Source organism: Pseudomonas sp. NPDC089569 (assembly GCF_050280625.1).
Lineage (GTDB): Bacteria > Pseudomonadota > Gammaproteobacteria > Pseudomonadales > Pseudomonadaceae > Aquipseudomonas.
Genome location: NZ_JBNNVQ010000009.1, coordinates 86,519 through 104,195 on the forward strand (window position 1 = coordinate 86,519; position 17,677 = coordinate 104,195).

A 17,677-nucleotide genomic window follows, 5' to 3' on the forward strand; every position below is an offset into this window, starting at 1 on the left:
CATTTCAACCATGGCGTTTGCGATTGTTACGGTTTTGACAATGAAGCTGTGCAAACTTGTTGGTGTTTCTACGGTCCGGAACGCTCTACTCTAGCTATATAGTTAGGTAGCTAACGGAGTTCGAAGAGCATCATGCAAAGCAAAGTAGATGTCGCGGTGATGATCGGCTCCGGCGTACCCGCCAGTTTGCGCGCCCTGGGGCAGAGTGTCTGTTGGGTTGTGTTGCTGAACGGCGAACGCCGCGGCACCGCATTCGCCAGTCGTGATGAGGCAGAGGAGTGCAGGGCTGCCTGGTTGGCACAGTTGAACGCCCAACCTCCTGGCAGCCTGCATTGACCTGGCGTCAGTGCAACTGATGCATGCGCAGGTTCAGGTCGTCGACGACCCGCGCCCAGTCGGCATCTTCACGCAACTGTTCCTTCAGGAACCCGGCCTGTTGGGGCGTCCAGAATTCGGCATCAATCAGTTTCTTGTTGTCGGGCAGCGGTGAATGGTCGGCAATGAACTGGTCGATAGCCTTCTGGTTCGAGTCCAGGCCGAGTTGGTCGAACAAACCTTTCAAGTCATGGGTCGGGGATTCCATCTTCATCTCCTTGCAGGTTTCGGGCGCGAATACGAAAAATGAATCAGGTTCCACCCCATTTGAGTGGAACACTGATTCATCGTTCGTACGAAAGTAGAAGACAGAAGTCAGCATAGACCGCCAATCCGGGCACGGGCACTCAAAGTGCCATTCGCGCGAACAGAGCGTTCAAGCCACCCTTCAACCCTGGGATTCAAACGAGCGGGCCAGCGCGCAGGCTTCGTTGTGATCGCCTCTGAAACCTCTTACATGGCCGGTGGAAATTTCCTTGATATGGAAAAAGGCATTGCCGGCCAGAATCACCTGAAACCTGGGTGCGGCATGAGGCGGGGGTTCAAGAGCGGGGTATCGCACCCCCTCCGGACGTGCGTGCAGTGTGGGGGCCTGGGGCTGGGCAAAGTGTGTCAGCGTGCACATATGAAGTCCTTTTCGTTGTTTTACCGACGTATGTACGTGGTGATGGGTAGTCTCGGTGAGCATGGCTGCTCTAGAATCACCCTCACTAGCGGGTGATCAATGTTTATCTAAAGCAATTTTTGCCTGGCGATATGTCAGAAAAGTGCTTTTTTCCAAGAGTTTTTTCCTGAAGTTGATAGTCCGTATTTCTCTGGCAGTACGAAGGGTATTTTCCTTCAACTTTTGACGAATACCAGGCAAGACGCGGTCAACAGCGTCCAGTAGCCTGCGCGTGCCGTATGTTGCATGAGGTCGCTGCTCCTTCAGTGATCTTGACCAGGGATTACAGGGTTTGACCTTCGGCATTGCCGCTTTTTTCGGCTGCGCGCTTTTTATGCGTACGGCATTATTTTCAGATATGGGGATGGTTCTTTGGCAGTCAGTAATCTCGATATGCATGCTTTGTTCGTGCTGGGTGATTTGCGCGCAAAGCTGGTCAAGCAGTTTCAGTCACGTTTCGTTTACATCACCGAGCAAAATGCCGAAGGCATCTATGTTGCCGAAATCGACACTGAATCGGCCCTGGTGGTGGACGACAAGCCGGGACTCAAACTCAAGGTCGGCGATCATTTCAGTGCCTCGGTGCTGCCGAGCCGCGAAGGCGGAAAACTGGAAATCAGGTTTCGTGAAATCAAGCTGACGGTCTACGGTCTGGGTGACTACGCGTTTGTGAACACCGCCGACGGCCAAGGCATCGTGTTCAAGGAAGGTCACAGCGCGGTGACGGTATTCGCCGCTCACCAGCAATTGCAGGAAGGCCTGACCAAGACACTCAAAGCTGTGACCGCCAAGGCGGCCAAGTGGCGCAAGGGCGAACTGGTGACGTTCAAGGCCAGCGAGTAATGAGCCTGACCCGCGCCGATTTTCATCAGCAGAACCAGGCCAGCGCTCAGGCCGAGGCCCTGCGGTTGTTCGAGCAGAAGGCCGTCCTGCAGGGTGGCTGGTTGAACTGGGTGGCGTCACAGCTTTACACCTTGCGCCCGGCGGAGTACGCCAGCATGGTCAGAAGAGAACTGGCACGCTTGCAGCAAACGTCTGAAAACTGATCCATCTCCCTCGAAAGCAGGAACCTCTACTACAGTCAGTTGACTGATTGTTTCAGAGGCTTTGCGGTCTTCTGCCAGGCCATCCTGCGATTGCTGTGAACAGCACGAGGTGCAAAAGCATGAAAGGTTTTCGACAGTTGCTGGCGGTGGTCATCGCCACTTGCGGTTTGCTGGCGTCACCCGCCGCGGTGCAGGCCGCGCAGACGCCGATCCATTTCGCCGATCTCAACTGGGAGAGCGGCAGCCTGATCACCGATGTCCTGAGGATCATTGTCGAGAAGGGCTACGGCTTGCCGACCGATACCTTGCCGGGCACCACCATCACCCTGGAAACCGCGCTGGCCAATAACGACATTCAGGTCATCGGTGAAGAGTGGGCAGGGCGCAGCCCGGTGTGGGTCAAGGCCGAGGCCGAAGGCAAGGTTGTCAGCCTCGGCGATACGGTCAAGGGCGCCACCGAAGGCTGGTGGGTGCCGGAGTACGTGATCAAGGGCGATGCAGCCAAAGGCATCAAGCCGATGGCGCCGGAGCTGCGCAGCGTCAGCGACCTGCCCAGGTACAAGGACGTGTTCAAGGACCCCGAAGCCCCCAACAAGGGGCGTTTTCTCAACAGCCCCATCGGCTGGACCTCGGAAGTGGTCAACAAGCAGAAGCTCAAGGCTTATGGGCTGGACGACAGCTATGTGAACTTCCGCAGTGGATCGGGTGCGGCGCTGGATGCGGAAATCAGCTCATCGATTCGCCGGGGCAAACCGGTGCTCTTCTATTACTGGTCACCCACGCCGCTGCTCGGGCGCTTCAAGCTGATTCAACTGCAAGAGCCGCCATTCGATGCCGAGGCCTGGAAAACCCTGACCGACGCCGACAACCCCAATCCGAAGCCCACCCGCTCGCTGGCCTCGAAGCTGTCCATCGGCGTGTCCACGCCTTTCCAGAAACAGTACCCGCAGATTGCCGAATTCTTCACCAAGGTCGATTTCCCCATCGATCCGTTGAACAAGGCCCTGGCCGACATGAGTGAAAAACACACGCCGCCCCGTCAGGCGGCCGAGGCGTTCATGAAGCAGTACCCGGATGTGTGGAAGGCCTGGGTGCCCAAGGAGGTGGCCGATAAAGTCTCGGCCGAATTGAAGTAATGCGTTGCATTTGAAATCACCTTCGGTCGGCGAACCGACGAAGGTTTTGCTTTTGCTTTTGAAGCCGACCCGACGCTCCGCCGACCGGTCGTGCACTCGGGAAATTGCCGACTAGGATGTCTCTGACCAAATCACATCCAAGGATCTGCAACCATGACCTTTGCGTTGGCTCAATGGCTGGTGACGATGTTTGCAGCGATTAGTCTGGTTCACGTGTATTGGGCGTTGGGAGGCGAATGGGCAACGGTGGTGGCCGTGCCGCAAGTGCCGGTGGAAGGCGAAGTGCAGTTACAGCCCGCCTTCAAGCCGCAGGGCTGGATCACTTTTCTGGTGGCTGGGGGGCTGTTGGCGATTGCCTTGTTGGTCTGTCTGCGTGTCGGCTGGTGGCTGCCGCAGGTGCATCATCAGGCGCTGCAGTGGGTGATCAGCACCGTTGCGACGCTCCTGTTTGCCCGGGCCATTGGCGATTCGGACCTGATGGGATTTTTCAAGGAGGTCAAAGACTCCAGGTTTGCCCGATGGGATACCTGGGTCTATTCACCGTTGTGTGTGCTGTTGGGGAGCGGGTTGCTGGCGGTGGCGTGGGCTTGAGGTTGGCCCGCGAATCAGGCACTGCGAATTATCTGCTGTACCGCGTCATCGTTCTTCGCCTGTAGGAGCGAGTGGGCGGCGATCCGACTTGCCCGCGAACCAGGCACCGCGATTTATCTGTTGCACCGCGTCATCGTTTTTCGCCGGCAAGCCTGGCTCCTACGGCGAACCAGGCGCCGCGATTTATCTGTTGCACCGCGTCATCGTTCTTCGCCTGTAGGAGCGAGGCTCGCCCGCGAACCAGGCACCGCGAAAAATCTGCCATACCGTGTCATCGTTCTTCGCCGGCAAGCCTGGCTCCTACGGTGAACCAGGTGCAGCGATTTATCTGCCGTACCGCGTTATCGTTCTTCGCCGGCAAGCCTGGCTCCTACGGGCGAACCAGACACCGCGAAGGATCTGCCGTACCGCGTTATCGTTCTTCGCCGGCAAGCCTGGCTCCTACGGGCGAACCAGACACCGCGAATGATCTGCCGTACCGCGTAATCGTTCTTCGCCGGCAAGCCTGGCTCCTACGGGCGAACCAGACGCCGCGAATTATCTGCTGTACCGCGTTATCGTTCTTCGCCTGTAGGAGCGAGGCTTGCCCGCGAACCAGACACCGCGAATTATCTGCTGTACCGCGTAATCGTTCTTCGCCGGCAAGCCTGGCTCCTACGGCGAACCAGGCGCCGCGAATTATCTGCTGTACCGCGTCATCGTTCTTCGCCGGCAAGCCTGGCTCCTACGGGGCGAGGAGGCCGGTCCGATCAACACGGATCGCGAATCTAACTCCCGCTTTCCGTGCGCCGGCTGCTGATCTCCGCCGGGACATCGTCACCGGCCATGCGCTTGCGGAACAGTGCCGCCCGGGCCAGCAGCAAGGTGGTCACCGGTACGGTGATCGCCAGCAGGATCGGGATGAGCCAGGCATGCAGCACCGGGCCGGACTTGAGCGCAGAAAAGTAGATGATCGAGGCCAGGGCCACGCACCAGGCGCCCAACGTCGAGGCCAGGGCTGGCGGGTGCATGCGCTGGAAGTAATCCTTCATCCGCAGCAGGCCGATGGCGCCGATCAGCGCAAACAGGCTGCCGACGACCAGCAGGAGTGCCACCGATATTTCCACCCACAGAGGCAGTTGGGCATTCATTCGATCACCTCGCCGCGCAGCAGGAATTTCGCCAGGGCAAAAGAGCCGACGAAGCCGAACAGGGCAATGAGCAGCGCGGCTTCGAAATAGGTGTCACTGGCATAGCGAATGCCCAGGGCCAGCATCATCAGCATCGCCACGATGTACAGGTAGTCCAGGGCCAATACCCGGTCCTGGGCCGACGGCCCCTTGAACAGGCGAATCAGGGTCAGGATCATCGCCACGGCAAACAGGAACAGGCTCAGCAGGATCGCGTTCGATAACAGCGCGTTCATTCGAATATCTCCATCAACGGGCGTTCGTACGTCGTCTTGAAATGTTCAATGAACGGCGCCTCGTCACCCAGATCGAAAACGTGCAGCAACAAGATGCTGCGGTCCAGCGCCAGTTCCGACCAGACCGTGCCGGGCACCACGGTGCAAATCATCGACAGCGCCGCCAGGCCGTTGGCATCGCGCAGGTCCAGCGGCACCTTGATGAAACGCGAGCGCGGTGGCCGGCGGCCGGCATTGAGCACACCAAAGGCCACGGCGAGATTGGACAACAGCACGTCACGGCCGACCACCAGCAGCAGGCGCAGGATCACACCCGGTCGGCGAATGCGAATCGGCAATGGTCGCAATTTGCGCATCATCAGGGGGGCAACGAACCCCAGCGCAGCCCCCAGCAGCAAGTTGCCGGGGCTCATCGACAGGTTCAGCACCAGCCACAACAGCCACAGGGCCAGCGAAAGCCATGGCGCAGGAAACAGTCGCTTCATGGATGCACCTCCGACAGTACGCTGGCGGCTTGCGGATTCGGCACTGTACGAGTGCCAAGCACGGCCATCACATATTGCTGCGGGTTGCTCAAGGCATCGGCCGCCGCCTGGGTGTAGCGCATCAAGGGTTCGGCCTTGAACGTCAGCGCAATGCTCAGACCCAGCAGCAGAAAAATCGGCACGCATTCGAGCCGCCGCAGTACCGGAGAGGGGCGTTCGGCCGGCGTCCAGAAACGCTGCACGCCCAGGCGCGCAAAAGACATCAGCGAGGCCAGCCCGGAGAGAATCAACAGCACCAGCAAGCCCCACGCCGCATTCGATATCGGTGCATCGCTGCCATTGCCCGGACCCAACGGATTGAGCAGGGCATTGAGCAGGCCGAGTTTGCCGATGAATCCGGAAAGCGGTGGCATGCCGACGATCAGCAGGGTGCAGGCAATGAAGCTCAAGCCCAGGAACGCCATGGTCCAGGGAATCACCTGGCCGACCATGGCTTTCTGGTCATCGTCGAGGTTGGTGCCCTTGACCGGAGGTAAAGATTCGAGCGGCCGTGGCAGCATCTCGTTTTCATCCTCCAGCGGGATTTCGTTGACCAACCGCGAGCGTTCGATCAACTCGGCCAACAGAAACAGCGCGCTCAAGGCCAGGGTCGAGCTGACCAGATAGAACAGTGAAGCGCCGATCAGGTTGGGCTGGGCGAAACCGATGGCTGACAGCAGAATCCCCGCCGACACCAGGATGCTCAGGCTGGCCATGCGTTCCAGGCGTTGTGCCTTGATGATCGCCACGGCGGCGCAGATCAGGGTGGCCATGCCGCCGTAGATCAACCAGTCACCTGCAAAGTAAGCCGACGCGCCGGCCTGTGCGGAGAACAGCAAGGTCCACAGGCGCAGCAAGGTGTAGACGCCGACCTTGGTCATGATTGCGAACAGGGCCGCCACCGGCGCGCTTGCCGAGGAGTACGCCGGCACCAGCCAGAAGTTCAGCGGCCACATGCCGGCCTTGGCCAGGAAGGCCACCGCCAGAATGCCCGCGCCGGCGTGCAGCAGACCGCGATCGGCTGGTGGCACCAGGGGGATTTTCTGCGCCAGATCAGCCATGTTCAGGGTGCCGGTGACGCCATAGATCAGCGCCGCACCGATCAGGAACAGGGTCGAGGCCAGCAGGTTGATCGAGATGTAATGCAGTCCCGACGAAACCCGCGCCCGGCCGGATCCGTGCAGCATCAGGCCGTAGGAGGCCGCCAGCAGCACTTCGAAGAACACGAACAGGTTGAACAGGTCGGCGGTGAGGAATGCGCCGTAAAGCCCCATCATCTGAATCTGGAACAAGGCGTGGAAACTCGAGCCGGCGCTGTCCCAGCGGGCCATGGCGAACAGCAGTGCGCTGACCCCGATAATGCCGGTCAGCACCAGCATCAGCGCCGAGAGGCGATCAACCACCAGCACCAGCCCGAAGGGGACTTGCCAGTTGCCCGGCAGGTACACGCCGATGGAGCCGGGCACGCCCGTGGTTTGCGTCCATTGCAACAACAGCAGCGAGATGCCCAGCCCCAACAGGCTGGAGAGCAGGTTGATCCGGGCCTTGAGCGGCCGGTGTTTCTCGCCGAGCATCAACAGGATCGCAGCGCTCAGCAGCGGCAGCAGGATCGGCGCGGCGATCAGGTGCGTCATTGCATTCATTCCTTAGGCTCCCGGCCATCCACGTGGTCGGTGCCGGTCAGGCCCCGGGAGGCCAGCAATACCACCAGAAACAAGGCAGTCATGGCGAAGCTGATGACGATCGCGGTCAATACCAGCGCCTGTGGCAGCGGGTCGGTGTAATGCAGCAGATCCTGCGGCACGCCGTCCTTGATGATGGGCTCCTTGCCGATGAACAGGCTGCCCATGCTGAAGATGAACAGATTGACGCCATACGACAGCAGGCACAGCCCCATGACCACCTGGAACGTCCGTGGACGCAGAATCAACCAGACGCCGGACGCGGCCAGGGCACCGATGGCGATTGCGATGACTTCTTCCATCAGACGCTCTCCTTGATGGCGACGGGTTTGGGCTGGGCTGCGGTTTTATGGCCGCGGACCGATTGGTGGGCGAGCGCCGTCAGGATCAGCAGCGTCGAGCCGACCACCACCGCGTAGACGCCGACATCGAAGAACAGTGCGCTGGCCAGGTGAATATCGCCCAGCAACGGCACGTCCAGATGCCAGGTATGCGTGGTCAGGAATGGATAGCCGACGGCCATCGCACCAAGGCCGGTGACCGTGGCGAACAACAGGCCGGTGCTCATCCAGCGTAACGGTCGCAGGCTCATTTGCGCTTCGACCCATTGGGTACCGGCGACCATGTATTGCAGGATGAACGCCACCGACATCACCAATCCCGCGACAAAACCGCCGCCGGGCTGGTTGTGCCCGCGCATGAACAGGTAGAACGACACCACCAGGGCAATCGGCAGCAACAGTCGTACCAGCACCGCCGGCACCATCATGAAACCCAGCGCGGTGTCGCTGGCGTGGCGCGGGTTGACCAGATCGGTGACTACATCGGGTGCGAGCAGGCGCTGTTGGGCCGGCAACTGCAGGCTCTCTTTCGGCGGCCGGAAGCGGCGCAGCAGGGCGTACACGGTCAGCGCCACCGCCACCAGCACGGTGACTTCACCCAGGGTGTCGAAACCACGGAAGTCCACCAGCATCACGTTGACCACGTTGCTGCCGCCGCCTTCGGGCAGGGCGCGGCTCAGGTAGAAGGAGGAGATGTCGTTCGGTGTCTGCCGGGTCAGCATCGCGTAGGCCAGCAGCGCCATGCCGCCACCGACCACTGTCGACAGCAACAGGTCGCGCAGACGCCGGATACGCGCCTTGCGCAGACTGCTCGGCAGCGGCGATACCTCTTCGATGCGTCGAGGCAACCAGCGCAGACCCAGCAGGATCAGGACCGTGGTCACCACTTCGACCACCAGTTGCGTCAGCGCCAGGTCCGGCGCGGAAAACCAGACGAAGGTCACGCAGGTCATCAGGCCGCAGACACTGACCATGGTCAGGGCAGCGAGACGGTGATACTTGGCTTGCCAGGCTGCGCCCAGGGCACAGGCAATGGCCAACAGCCAGAGAATGACGAAAACGATCGAGCCCGGGATTTTCGGCCGGTCGCCCCAGTGCAGGCTGCCATGCAGCATCGGAATCAAACCGGCCAGCACGGCAGCGAGTACCATCAGAAACAGCTGGGTCTGCAGGCGCCGGGTGCTGATCAACTGCTCCAGGCGCCGGGCCAGGCGCATCTTGATCACCAGGCTGCGTTCGAACAGGCGCTTGCCATTGAGTCGGCCAACCAGCGGAGGATGGACGAAGCGCCCGTGCTTGAACTGATTGCGCAGCAACAGGTAGAGCAGAGTGCCGCCGGACAGGGCGATCAGACTCATGATCATCGGTGCGTTCAGGCCGTGCCAGATGGCCAGGCTGTATTCAGGCAAGGTTCCGCCAACGACAGGCAGCGCTGCAGCGGCTAGCAACGGGCCGACCACTTGGGCCGGGAAAATCCCGACCACCAGGCAGGTGAACACCAGCAGCTCGACAGGCGCACGCATCCAGTGCGGTGGCTCGTGCGGTGTGTGTGGCAGGTCGGTGGCCGCTGGCCCGAAGAACACGTCCACGGTGAAACGCAGGGAATAGGCAACGCTGAAGGTCCCGGCGATGGTCGCGACAATCGGCAAGGTAGCTTCGATCCAGGCCGTGGCGTTGATGAACACGGTTTCGGCGAAGAACATTTCCTTGGACAGGAAGCCATTGAGCAACGGCACGCCGGCCATGGAGGCACTGGCGACCATGGCCAGGGTGGCGGTGAACGGCATCAGCTTGACCAGGCCGCTGAGCTTGCGGATATCGCGGGTGCCGCTTTCGTGGTCGATGATGCCGGCGGCCATGAACAGCGACGCCTTGAAGGTCGCGTGGTTGAGGATGTGGAACACGGCCGCGACGGCAGCCAGCGGGCTGTTCAAGCCCAGCAGCAAGGTAATCAGGCCCAGGTGGCTGATGGTCGAGTAGGCCAGCAGACCCTTGAGGTCGTTCTGGAACATCGCGCAATAGGCACCCAGCAACAGGGTACAAGCCCCGGCGCCGCTGACGATGTAGAACCATTCTTCGCTGCCCGACAACGACGGCCAGAGTCGCGCCAGCAGGAAAACCCCGGCCTTGACCATGGTTGCCGAATGCAGGTACGCCGAGACCGGCGTGGGTGCGGCCATGGCATGGGGTAGCCAGAAATGAAAGGGGAATTGTGCGCTTTTGCTCAGTGCGCCGATCAGGATCAGGGGCAGCAGGATGGGGTAGAGGGCATGTGCGCGAATCAGGTCGCCGGCGGCCAGGACCTTGTCCAGGTCATAGCTGCCAACCACATGGCCGAGCAGCAAGACCCCCGCCAGCAGGCACAGACCACCTGCGCCCGTGACCATCAACGCCATGTAGGCGCCGCGCCGCGCATCGGCGCGGTGGTGCCAGTAACCGATCAGCAGGAACGAGAAGAGACTGGTCAGCTCCCAGAAAAACACGATCTGGATCAGGTTGCCGGAAATCACCACCCCAAGCATCGCACCCATGAACGCCAGGAAAAAGGCAAAGAAGCGCGGCACCGGGTCATCCGGCGACATGTAGTAACGGGCGTACAGGGAGACCAGGGTGCCGATCCCCAGTACCAGCATCGAAAACAGCCAGGCGAAACCGTCCAGGCGCAGGACAAGGTTCACGCCCAGGCTCGGCAGCCAGGAATATGCTTCACGGATGACGCCGCCATGGGCGATCTGCGGGTAAAGAAGTGCGATCTGAATGGTGCCGATCAAGGCGATCAGGCCAGCCAGCAGCGATGCGGAGTTGCGTGCGTTGTGCGGCAGCAAGGCGGCCAGACAACTACCCAGGAAAGGTAGAAGCAGCAGTACTATCAGGGACATAGGCTTCTAATCTGCGGAAGTTTGTGAAGCATCATACGTGCCAGCTCCCGGATCACCAAACGCCAAGCTGTCGCAGAATCCTACAAGGTAGACGGAAAAATCTTGTTTAACATTGTTTCAGCAAATCTGACGCCTCCGGTGTAACTGACACACTGCGTCTTCGTTGTTCGTCCTGTAGGAGCGAGGCTTGCCCGCGAACCATGCGCTGCGGTGTGCCTGCTATACCGCGTCATCGTTCTTCGCCGGCGAGCCTGGCTCCTACGGCGAACCAGGTACCGCGGTGTAACTGGCACACCGCGTCATCGTTGTTCGCGGGCAAGCCTGGCTCCTACAGGCGAACAAGACACCTCGGTGCATCTGTCAGAACGGTGTAATCGTTCTTCGCCGGCGAGCCTGATGCCTACAGCCAACGATCGGTTAAACGCTACAAATCATTGGATTCAACCCTGCGCCTCTTGCTCCCGTTCTTCCTCAACCAGAGCCGCCTTACCCTTGGTCTTCAACTCGCTGACAATCACGGCCGCCACAATCAGCCCGGCACCCAGCAACGCAATGGCCGGCAAGCGTTCCCCGGCGATGCGCCCGACAATCCCGGCCCATACCGGTTCGCCGGCGTAAATCAACGTTGCACGGGTTGGCGAGACACTCTTCTGCGCCCAGTTCATGGCCACCTGGATGGCCGCGCTCGCCGCGCCCAGGCCCAGCGCGCTGCACAGCAGCAACCACGACAGGTCCGGTATCCGTTCCTGGGTCGGCACCACCATCAGGAACGATAGCAGCGATGTGGTCGCCAGTTGCACAACAGTCACTCGTTTGACGTCGACCTTTCCTGCGAAGGTGCTGATCAGAATGATTTCCGCGGCAATGGCGATGGCGCTGATCAGGGTGGCGATTTCACCGGGGCTGAAGTTGAACGATGCGCCTGAAGGTCCCGACAGCAACATCAGGCCGGTGAAGGCCAGCATGATCCCGATGCTGGGCATCAATCCCGGCCGACGGCCCAGTACCAGCCATTGCAGCAACGGTACGAACGGCACGTACAACGCCGTAATGAACGCCGACTGGCTGCTGGGAATGCTTTGCAGGCCAACGGTCTGCAAACCGTAACCGAGCATGATCGCCACGCCGATGAAAGCACCGGCCTTGAGTTCGAGCAGGGTCAATTCCCGCAGGCTGCGCCAGGAGAACAGGGCAACGATGCTCGCGGCTGCGGCAAAGCGCAGGCCGACAAAGAACATCGGCCCGCTGACGGTCATCGCGTGCTGGACCAGCAAAAAGGTGCCGCCCCAGACCACGGTGATCAGCACCAGCACGCACTCGGCCTTGCTCAGTCGCAGGAAGGGGGAAGAAGCCCGGGATGAATTGACCGACGTCATGATCTTGCGCACTACCTTGGGGGCGACGCACAATGCGCCGGAAGTTGTGCAGTATACTGCGCAATACCCTCAAGTGAGCAATATAGTGCACAAAGATTCCGCGCAACGGGCTTCAGTCCTGCAACACGTCAGTCAGAACGTTCGTCGTCTGCGTCATGCCGCCGATATGAGCCAGACCGCCCTGGCGGAAAAATCCGGTGTCAGCCGCCGGATGCTGGTGGCCATCGAGGCCGGGGAAAAAAATGTCAGCCTGACGACGCTCGACCGCGTGGCCGAGGCGCTGGATGTGGCGTTCAGCGATCTGATCCAGGCCCCCGATGTGCGAGACCACAGCCGCATCAATGAACTGGCCTGGGCAGGTACGATTGCGGGCAGCAAGGCCGTGCTGCTGTCCAGGGCCACTGCCACCCGTGAAGTGGAGCAGTGGGAATGGTGCCTGCAACCGGGAGAGGTTTATCCGTCGCAACCGGATGCCGATGGCTGGAGCGAACAGTTCTATGTGTTCGAAGGTTGCCTGACCCTGGTGATCGGCGACACACCCCACCGGATCGCCGCCGGTGAGTTCTATATGTTCGCCAGTAATCAGCCTCACAGCTATCGCAACGATGGGCCGGTGGCGGTGCGATTTGTGCGAAATGTGGTGATCTGAAGTGTTGCCCGGCCAACACCGAATAAACAGTTTGCTGTTTTATAACTTCAGGTGTTTTCTCTGTTTATTTAGTAACTATATGAATTAAAAGAAATTTAACTCCAGGCATGACTCCTGCAAAGCGTTGGGGCATATACCCAGACCTGGAGTCGGCTCATGACCGCCAAAGCTCAACCCCCCCGTACCGCCCCCGTGATTCACACCCTGTCCCCACCTGCGCAGGGAGCCGTTTGATGGCCCGTGAAATTCGACTCAATGCTTTTGACATGAACTGTGTCGGCCATCAGTCGCCGGGGTTGTGGGCGCACCCCAGGGATCGTTCCTGGCAGTACAAGGATCTGGAGTACTGGACCGACCTTGCGAAAATCCTCGAGCGGGGCAAGTTCGACGGCTTGTTCATTGCCGATGTGCTGGGCATCTACGATGTCTACAACGGCAATGGCGACGCGGCCATTCGCCAGGCGGCGCAGGTTCCGGTCAACGATCCGCTGCAATTGATCCCGCCCATGGCGCTGGTCACCGAACATCTGGGGTTCGGCCTGACGGCATCGCTGTCGTTCGAACATCCGTACCCCTTCGCCCGGCGCCTGTCGACCCTCGATCACCTGACCAAGGGGCGCGCCGGCTGGAATATCGTCACTTCGTACCTGGAGAGCGGCGCCAGGAATATCGGCCAGCAAGCGCAGACCGAACACGATGCCCGTTACGATTTCGCCGAGGAATACCTCGAGGTTTGCTACAAGCTTTGGGAAGGCAGCTGGGAAGAGGGCGCCATCCTGCGCGACCGCGAGCGCCGGATTTTCAGCGATCCGAGCAAAATCCACGAAATCGGCCATGTCGGCAAACACTTCCAGGTGCCGGGCATTCACCTCTGCGAACCCTCGCCGCAGCGCACGCCGGTGCTCTATCAGGCCGGTGCGTCCAGTCGCGGCAAGCAGTTCGCCGCCGAACATGCCGAGTGCGTGTTCGTTGCCGCGCCGTCAAAGGTGCTGCTCAAGAAAACCGTGGCCGATATCCGCCGCCGTGCGGCACAGGCCGGGCGCGATCCGTCGAAGGTGCTGATTTTCAACCTGCAAACGGTGATTCTTGGCGAGACCGATGCCAAGGCCAAGGCCAAGTTCGAGGAATATAAAAGCTGGGTCAGTTATGAAGGTGCGATGGCGCTGATTTCCGGCTGGACCGGCATCGATTTCAGCCGTTTCAAGCCCGATGAACCGCTCAAGCATGTGCACACCAATGCCATTCAATCGGCGGTGGAGGCGTTCTCCACGGCGGACCCGAACAAGGTCTGGACGCCCAGTGAGCTGGCGGACTGGGTCGGGATCGGCGGCTTTGGCCCGCTGTTCGTCGGCAGCCCGGAAACCGTCGCCGATCTGCTGCAGGAGTGGGTCGAAGACACCGATGTGGATGGCTTCAACCTGGCTTATGCTCTGACCCACGAAACTTTCATCGACGCCGTGGACCTGCTGGTGCCGGAGCTGCAAAAGCGCGGTGCATACAAGACCGAATATGCACCCGGCACGCTGCGTGAAAAGCTGTTTGGGGAAGGGCCGGGACTACCGGCGACTCATCCGGGCAGCGGCTACCGTGATCTCGCGGGGTTGCGTCAGAAGGGCAGGCAAGTGGTGTCTGCATGAAGGTTTCAAGCGGATTCCCCGATGGCGAGACAAACGATTAATCTGGTGTTCAAGGAACGGACCTGATGTTTACCCGGATAGATAGAGCAGTGAGAACGGCATGAGCGAAACCGGAATCGGACAGGCGAACGACGCCATCCGTCACGCGGACATCCTGATCGTCGGCGGCGGCCTCAGCGGCGCGATGCTGGCGGCGCAGTTATTGCGCCTGCCGGGTCGTCGCCAGGTGTTGGTGATTGAACCCCGTGCCGAACTCGGCCGGGGCGAGGCCTACAGTGCCGTGGAGTTGGGCCACACGCTCAATGGCAATGCGGCACGCATGAGTGTCGATCCGGACAACGCCGACGACCTGACTCAATGGTTGAGCGAATACATCGCCGCTGGCGGCTGGCCGGAGTCGGATCAACAGCATGTACCGGTCAGCGAACTGTTCCCGCCTCGGGGACTCTTCGGTCTATACGTGCAGCAGCGCCTGGCCGAGGCTCAGGCCGTAGGGGCGTCGATCGGTTCGACGGTCGAACACGTGCAGGCCGAAGTGGTGGATCTGCAGACCGAGGCGGATTCGGTGCGCCTGACCCTGAGCGACGGCCGGATGTTGCAGGGTGCCCATGCCGTGTTGGCCACCGGGATGTATGCCGCCGCGCGCACGCCGCAAACCGTATCCAGCGGCTTGAACGCGGCAGCGCTCGATCCCTGGGACGTATCCACCATGCAGCAGCTCGATCCGCAATCGACGGTGCTGATCATTGGCTCGGGCCTGACCATGGTCGATGCGGTGGTGTCGCTGGAGCAGGCAGGGCATCGTGGACCGATCGAAGTGTTTTCCCGCCACGGCCTGCTGCCTCACGTGCGACGCCAACCGCCGGCCTGGGCGGATTTCCTCGCAGAAGATCACGCCATCCGCAGCCCTCGTCAGTTGGTGCGTGCATTGCGCCGGCAGTGTCGCGACGCCATCGCCCAGGGCATCGACTGGCAAGCGCCGCTGGACACCGTGCGCGCGCACATCGGTCGCCTTTGGCACCAGGCCACCGATGTGCAACGACGTCAGTTCGTGCGCCATGTGCGGCCTTGGTGGGAAAGCCACCACCATCGTTCGCCACCGTTGAGCGCCGAACTGGTGGCACGCTTGCACGAGCAAGGACGGTTGCGGATTCAGGCGGCGTCGTTCAAGGGGATCGAGCCTTCGGTCAATGGCGAGGTCAGCATCAGGATTCGACGTCGTGGCGAGACTCGGACCACGGTGGTCACGGGTGCAGCCCTGATCAATTCCAGCGGTATCGAGTACGACTGGCGGCGGGTCGCCCGGCCGCTGCCACAACAACTGTTGTCGCGTGGGCTGATAAAACCGGGACCGCTGGCGCTGGGAATTGCCGCCGAGGTCGATGGTGCGGTGCTGGATGCCCATGGCCGCGCCGCCGGACGGCTGTTCGCCATGGGGCCACCGCTGCGCGGGATATGGTGGGAGAGCACGGCGGTGACGGATGTGGCGAGTCAGGCCAAGGCGCTGGCAGCACGTCTGGTGCAGCAGTCCTGACGATGGAAAAGCCTTGCCGGTCTGTGGGTGAGGGGGGAATGCAGATCTGACCGAGGCCGCTGGCTCAACGCGGCGTGGTGTTGCTGAGCCAGCGCTGCTTGATCTTTTCAAGGCGCCCGTCGCGGGCCATCTCATCCAGCGCCTCCTGCCAGCGTGCGACCTGGCGCCCATCGGTCTGCAAGGAAAAGGCGATGTAACTGCCTCGCTGCATCAAGGGCATCTGGTAATGCAACTGGCTCGGCGCCAGGCCTTCTTCCCGGGCCAGGGTAGCGATGGACAGCGTGTCGGACACCACGTAGTCCGTGCGGCCCATGCGGGCAAGGCGCATCATTTGTTCGGGCGAAGCGACGCCGTACAGGTTGGTCAGACCCTGCTGTTGCAAGTAGCTGTAGATCAGCCATTTGCGCGGGACAACGATCCGGCCAATGCCCGCCGCTTGCGACAGGCTGTGGACCGGTGGTCGGCTGCTGTCGGCGCAATACAAGGCGGTTTCCACGTCCAGCAAGGGCCCGACCCACTGGTACTGGGTTTCCCGTTCAGGGGTGCGCAAAACGGTGAAGACCCCGGTGGCCGGTTCCGTGCCGGCCACCCGCAAGGCGCGTAACAAAGGTACCTGCTGCAGATTCACGTGATCACCGGTGCGTTCGGCCAGGGCCTGCACCACGTCCACACCGAACCCCACCAGTTGGCCATTTTGCTGAAAATGCAGGGGAGGGTGGTTGTCGGTCAGCAGGTTCAGATCGGCTGCCTGCACATTCAACGCCAGGACATACAGCAGGCAACCGGCAAAGCGCTTCATGAATCGTCCTTGAAGAAATGAAGCGCCGATCTTATTACAGGCACAATGCTACTGTCCCGGACAATCTCCGGGGCTTTTACGTCAGAGATGAGGATTTACAGGGGGGCTGAAGGCAGATGAGAGGCGGTCTGTTTTCAGTGACGATCCGCCAATCATGTCTTTTCGTCGAGCATTTGCACCGGATAGGAAAACACGTAGCCCTCACTGCGTACGGTCTTGATGTAGAGAGGTTCCCGAGAGTCATCCTTCAATCGCTGGCGCAGGCGGCTCACCAGCAGGTCGATGGAGCGGTCGAACAGGTCGGCGTCGCGACCCTGGGTCAGGTTGAGCAATTGGTCGCGACTCAGGACCCGTTGCGGATGATCGAGAAACACTCGCAGCAGACGGTATTCGGCACCACTGAGGGCCACCAGCGTTTCGTCTTCGTCCAGCAAATGACGGGCAGTGGTGTCCAGGCGCCAGCGCCCGAAGCCGAGCATCCGGCCGCTTTCGGTGATCAGCAGGTTGGGCGGGAGCATCCGGGTTCGGCGCAGCACCGCATTGATTCGTGCCAACAGTTCACGGGCGGCGAATGGTTTGGTCAGGTAGTCGTCGGCACCCATTTCCAGGCCCAGGATTCGGTCGGTTTCGTCGTTGCGTGCGGTGAGCATCAGAATCGGCGTGGCCTTGTGCTTGCCCGAACGCAGTTCACGGCACAGGACCAGGCCATCGTCACCGGGCAACATGATGTCCAGCACGATCAGATCGACCTGGTTGGCTTCCAGAAAGCTGCGCATATGCCGGCCGTCGGCCACGACGGTGGCGCGCATACCGTTCTTCTTCAGGTAATTGCCGACCAATTCGCGAATCTCGCGATCATCGTCGACGATCAGGATGTGGTTGACGTGGTCCATCAGTGAATCCCTTTGTTATTCGCAGGTATGGCTTCCTGTAGGAGCGAGCATGCTCGCGAAAGACCCGAGAACGCCGCGGGGCATCAGGCACCCAGCGTCATCGTTGGCGTCCATCGCGAGCGTGCTCGCTCCTACAGAAGCAGCAA

At 60.8% G+C, this 17,677-nt stretch carries 19 protein-coding genes and 1 pseudogene; 8 read left to right on the forward strand and 12 right to left on the reverse strand.

The genetic code is table 11. The features are described from left to right. The first annotated feature begins 132 nt into the window (after nt 1-132). A complete protein-coding gene (locus ACQKP2_RS06835; protein WP_427575432.1) occupies nt 133-336 on the forward strand; it encodes a hypothetical protein in 204 nt (67 codons plus the stop codon). 7 nt (nt 337-343) lie between these two features. Here the strand turns inward: ACQKP2_RS06835 and ACQKP2_RS06840 are convergent, their stop codons facing one another. From ACQKP2_RS06840 to ACQKP2_RS06850, 3 genes are all read right to left on the reverse strand, one after another. Further along, nucleotides 344-583 carry a DUF2789 domain-containing protein gene (locus ACQKP2_RS06840; RefSeq protein ID WP_427575433.1) on the reverse strand — a complete coding sequence of 80 codons (240 nt, stop codon included), beginning with the start codon at nt 581-583 and terminating at the stop codon, nt 344-346. A gap of 180 nt (nt 584-763) precedes the next feature. After that, entirely contained in the window at nt 764-1,000 is a 237-nt protein-coding gene (locus tag ACQKP2_RS06845; RefSeq protein ID WP_427575519.1) for a hypothetical protein, read from the reverse strand. 96 nt (nt 1,001-1,096) lie between these two features. Further along, entirely contained in the window at nt 1,097-1,438 is a 342-nt protein-coding gene (locus ACQKP2_RS06850) for a hypothetical protein (RefSeq protein WP_427575435.1), read from the reverse strand. On the opposite strand from ACQKP2_RS06850, the gene ACQKP2_RS06855 reads away from it, so the two are divergent. From ACQKP2_RS06855 to ACQKP2_RS06870, 4 genes are all read left to right on the forward strand, one after another. Then, nucleotides 1,433-1,882, forward strand: coding sequence for a hypothetical protein (locus tag ACQKP2_RS06855; RefSeq protein WP_427575437.1), 450 nt, complete (start codon nt 1,433-1,435; stop codon nt 1,880-1,882). The two genes, ACQKP2_RS06850 and ACQKP2_RS06855, sit on opposite strands and share 6 nt — an antisense overlap. Continuing rightward, nucleotides 1,882-2,085, forward strand: a complete 204-nt coding sequence (locus ACQKP2_RS06860; protein WP_427575438.1) for a hypothetical protein — start codon at nt 1,882-1,884, stop codon at nt 2,083-2,085. The genes ACQKP2_RS06855 and ACQKP2_RS06860 overlap by 1 nt, the downstream gene beginning before the upstream one ends. A 119-nt stretch (nt 2,086-2,204) precedes the next feature. Continuing rightward, nucleotides 2,205-3,221, forward strand: coding sequence for an ABC transporter substrate-binding protein (locus ACQKP2_RS06865; protein ID WP_427575440.1), 1,017 nt, complete (start codon nt 2,205-2,207; stop codon nt 3,219-3,221). A gap of 153 nt (nt 3,222-3,374) precedes the next feature. Further along, nucleotides 3,375-3,812, forward strand: coding sequence for a DUF3995 domain-containing protein (locus tag ACQKP2_RS06870; protein WP_427575441.1), 438 nt, complete (start codon nt 3,375-3,377; stop codon nt 3,810-3,812). A 767-nt stretch (nt 3,813-4,579) separates the two neighbouring features. On the opposite strand, the gene ACQKP2_RS06875 is transcribed toward ACQKP2_RS06870, so the two are convergent. The 7 genes and pseudogenes from ACQKP2_RS06875 to ACQKP2_RS06905 all read right to left on the reverse strand — a co-directional run bounded on the left by ACQKP2_RS06875 (nt 4,580) and on the right by ACQKP2_RS06905 (nt 12,110). Further along, on the reverse strand, nt 4,580-4,942 hold the full coding sequence (locus ACQKP2_RS06875) for a Na+/H+ antiporter subunit G (protein WP_427575443.1): 363 nt from the start codon (nt 4,940-4,942) through the stop codon (nt 4,580-4,582). Next, nucleotides 4,939-5,217 carry a K+/H+ antiporter subunit F gene (locus tag ACQKP2_RS06880; protein WP_427575445.1) on the reverse strand — a complete coding sequence of 93 codons (279 nt, stop codon included), beginning with the start codon at nt 5,215-5,217 and terminating at the stop codon, nt 4,939-4,941. Before ACQKP2_RS06880 ends, ACQKP2_RS06875 begins: the two co-directional genes overlap by 4 nt. Further along, nucleotides 5,214-5,702, reverse strand: a complete 489-nt coding sequence (locus tag ACQKP2_RS06885) for a Na+/H+ antiporter subunit E (RefSeq protein WP_427575447.1) — start codon at nt 5,700-5,702, stop codon at nt 5,214-5,216. The genes ACQKP2_RS06880 and ACQKP2_RS06885 overlap by 4 nt, the downstream gene beginning before the upstream one ends. Further along, complete coding sequence (locus tag ACQKP2_RS06890) at nt 5,699-7,384, reverse strand: monovalent cation/H+ antiporter subunit D (protein ID WP_427575448.1); 1,686 nt, start codon at nt 7,382-7,384, stop codon at nt 5,699-5,701. The genes ACQKP2_RS06885 and ACQKP2_RS06890 overlap by 4 nt, the downstream gene beginning before the upstream one ends. Then, nucleotides 7,381-7,725, reverse strand: a complete 345-nt coding sequence (locus ACQKP2_RS06895; protein WP_095196030.1) for a Na+/H+ antiporter subunit C — start codon at nt 7,723-7,725, stop codon at nt 7,381-7,383. The genes ACQKP2_RS06890 and ACQKP2_RS06895 overlap by 4 nt, the downstream gene beginning before the upstream one ends. After that, complete coding sequence (locus ACQKP2_RS06900) at nt 7,725-10,643, reverse strand: monovalent cation/H+ antiporter subunit A (RefSeq protein ID WP_427575451.1); 2,919 nt, start codon at nt 10,641-10,643, stop codon at nt 7,725-7,727. The genes ACQKP2_RS06895 and ACQKP2_RS06900 overlap by 1 nt, the downstream gene beginning before the upstream one ends. A 440-nt stretch (nt 10,644-11,083) precedes the next feature. After that, nucleotides 11,084-12,110, reverse strand: a pseudogene (locus tag ACQKP2_RS06905) (DMT family transporter). Here ACQKP2_RS06905 and ACQKP2_RS06910 point away from each other — a divergent pair. The 3 genes from ACQKP2_RS06910 (at nt 12,105) to ACQKP2_RS06920 (ending at nt 15,839) form a co-directional block, all read left to right on the forward strand. After that, complete coding sequence (locus ACQKP2_RS06910) at nt 12,105-12,668, forward strand: helix-turn-helix domain-containing protein (protein ID WP_427575452.1); 564 nt, start codon at nt 12,105-12,107, stop codon at nt 12,666-12,668. The pseudogene ACQKP2_RS06905 and the gene ACQKP2_RS06910 overlap by 6 nt on opposite strands. A 233-nt stretch (nt 12,669-12,901) precedes the next feature. After that, entirely contained in the window at nt 12,902-14,305 is a 1,404-nt protein-coding gene (locus tag ACQKP2_RS06915; protein ID WP_427575454.1) for an LLM class flavin-dependent oxidoreductase, read from the forward strand. Nucleotides 14,306-14,405: 100 nt separating this feature from the next. After that, nucleotides 14,406-15,839 carry an FAD/NAD(P)-binding protein gene (locus ACQKP2_RS06920; RefSeq protein ID WP_427575456.1) on the forward strand — a complete coding sequence of 478 codons (1,434 nt, stop codon included), beginning with the start codon at nt 14,406-14,408 and terminating at the stop codon, nt 15,837-15,839. 64 nt (nt 15,840-15,903) lie between these two features. On the opposite strand, the gene ACQKP2_RS06925 is transcribed toward ACQKP2_RS06920, so the two are convergent. Both ACQKP2_RS06925 and ACQKP2_RS06930 read right to left on the reverse strand, forming a co-directional pair. Further along, entirely contained in the window at nt 15,904-16,638 is a 735-nt protein-coding gene (locus ACQKP2_RS06925; RefSeq protein WP_427575458.1) for a substrate-binding periplasmic protein, read from the reverse strand. Between the two features lie 152 nt (nt 16,639-16,790). Further along, a complete protein-coding gene (locus tag ACQKP2_RS06930) occupies nt 16,791-17,531 on the reverse strand; it encodes a response regulator (protein ID WP_427575459.1) in 741 nt (246 codons plus the stop codon). Nucleotides 17,532-17,677 lie beyond the last annotated feature (146 nt).

Bases quoted from the DNA above. Each gene is read 5' to 3' on its own strand.
- ACQKP2_RS06835 (WP_427575432.1), top strand. From the start codon at position 133: ATGCAAAGCAAAGTAGATGTCGCGGTGATGATCGGCTCCGGCGTACCC.
- ACQKP2_RS06840 (WP_427575433.1), bottom strand. From the start codon at position 583: ATGGAATCCCCGACCCATGACTTGAAAGGTTTGTTCGACCAACTCGGC.
- ACQKP2_RS06845 (WP_427575519.1), bottom strand. From the start codon at position 1,000: ATGTGCACGCTGACACACTTTGCCCAGCCCCAGGCCCCCACACTGCAC.
- ACQKP2_RS06855 (WP_427575437.1), top strand. From the start codon at position 1,433: ATGCATGCTTTGTTCGTGCTGGGTGATTTGCGCGCAAAGCTGGTCAAG.
- ACQKP2_RS06850 (WP_427575435.1), bottom strand. From the start codon at position 1,438: ATGCATATCGAGATTACTGACTGCCAAAGAACCATCCCCATATCTGAA.
- ACQKP2_RS06860 (WP_427575438.1), top strand. From the start codon at position 1,882: ATGAGCCTGACCCGCGCCGATTTTCATCAGCAGAACCAGGCCAGCGCT.
- ACQKP2_RS06865 (WP_427575440.1), top strand. From the start codon at position 2,205: ATGAAAGGTTTTCGACAGTTGCTGGCGGTGGTCATCGCCACTTGCGGT.
- ACQKP2_RS06870 (WP_427575441.1), top strand. From the start codon at position 3,375: ATGACCTTTGCGTTGGCTCAATGGCTGGTGACGATGTTTGCAGCGATT.
- ACQKP2_RS06875 (WP_427575443.1), bottom strand. From the start codon at position 4,942: ATGAATGCCCAACTGCCTCTGTGGGTGGAAATATCGGTGGCACTCCTG.
- ACQKP2_RS06880 (WP_427575445.1), bottom strand. From the start codon at position 5,217: ATGAACGCGCTGTTATCGAACGCGATCCTGCTGAGCCTGTTCCTGTTT.
- ACQKP2_RS06885 (WP_427575447.1), bottom strand. From the start codon at position 5,702: ATGAAGCGACTGTTTCCTGCGCCATGGCTTTCGCTGGCCCTGTGGCTG.
- ACQKP2_RS06890 (WP_427575448.1), bottom strand. From the start codon at position 7,384: ATGAATGCAATGACGCACCTGATCGCCGCGCCGATCCTGCTGCCGCTG.
- ACQKP2_RS06895 (WP_095196030.1), bottom strand. From the start codon at position 7,725: ATGGAAGAAGTCATCGCAATCGCCATCGGTGCCCTGGCCGCGTCCGGC.
- ACQKP2_RS06900 (WP_427575451.1), bottom strand. From the start codon at position 10,643: ATGTCCCTGATAGTACTGCTGCTTCTACCTTTCCTGGGTAGTTGTCTG.
- ACQKP2_RS06915 (WP_427575454.1), top strand. From the start codon at position 12,902: ATGGCCCGTGAAATTCGACTCAATGCTTTTGACATGAACTGTGTCGGC.
- ACQKP2_RS06920 (WP_427575456.1), top strand. From the start codon at position 14,406: ATGAGCGAAACCGGAATCGGACAGGCGAACGACGCCATCCGTCACGCG.
- ACQKP2_RS06925 (WP_427575458.1), bottom strand. From the start codon at position 16,638: ATGAAGCGCTTTGCCGGTTGCCTGCTGTATGTCCTGGCGTTGAATGTG.
- ACQKP2_RS06930 (WP_427575459.1), bottom strand. From the start codon at position 17,531: ATGGACCACGTCAACCACATCCTGATCGTCGACGATGATCGCGAGATT.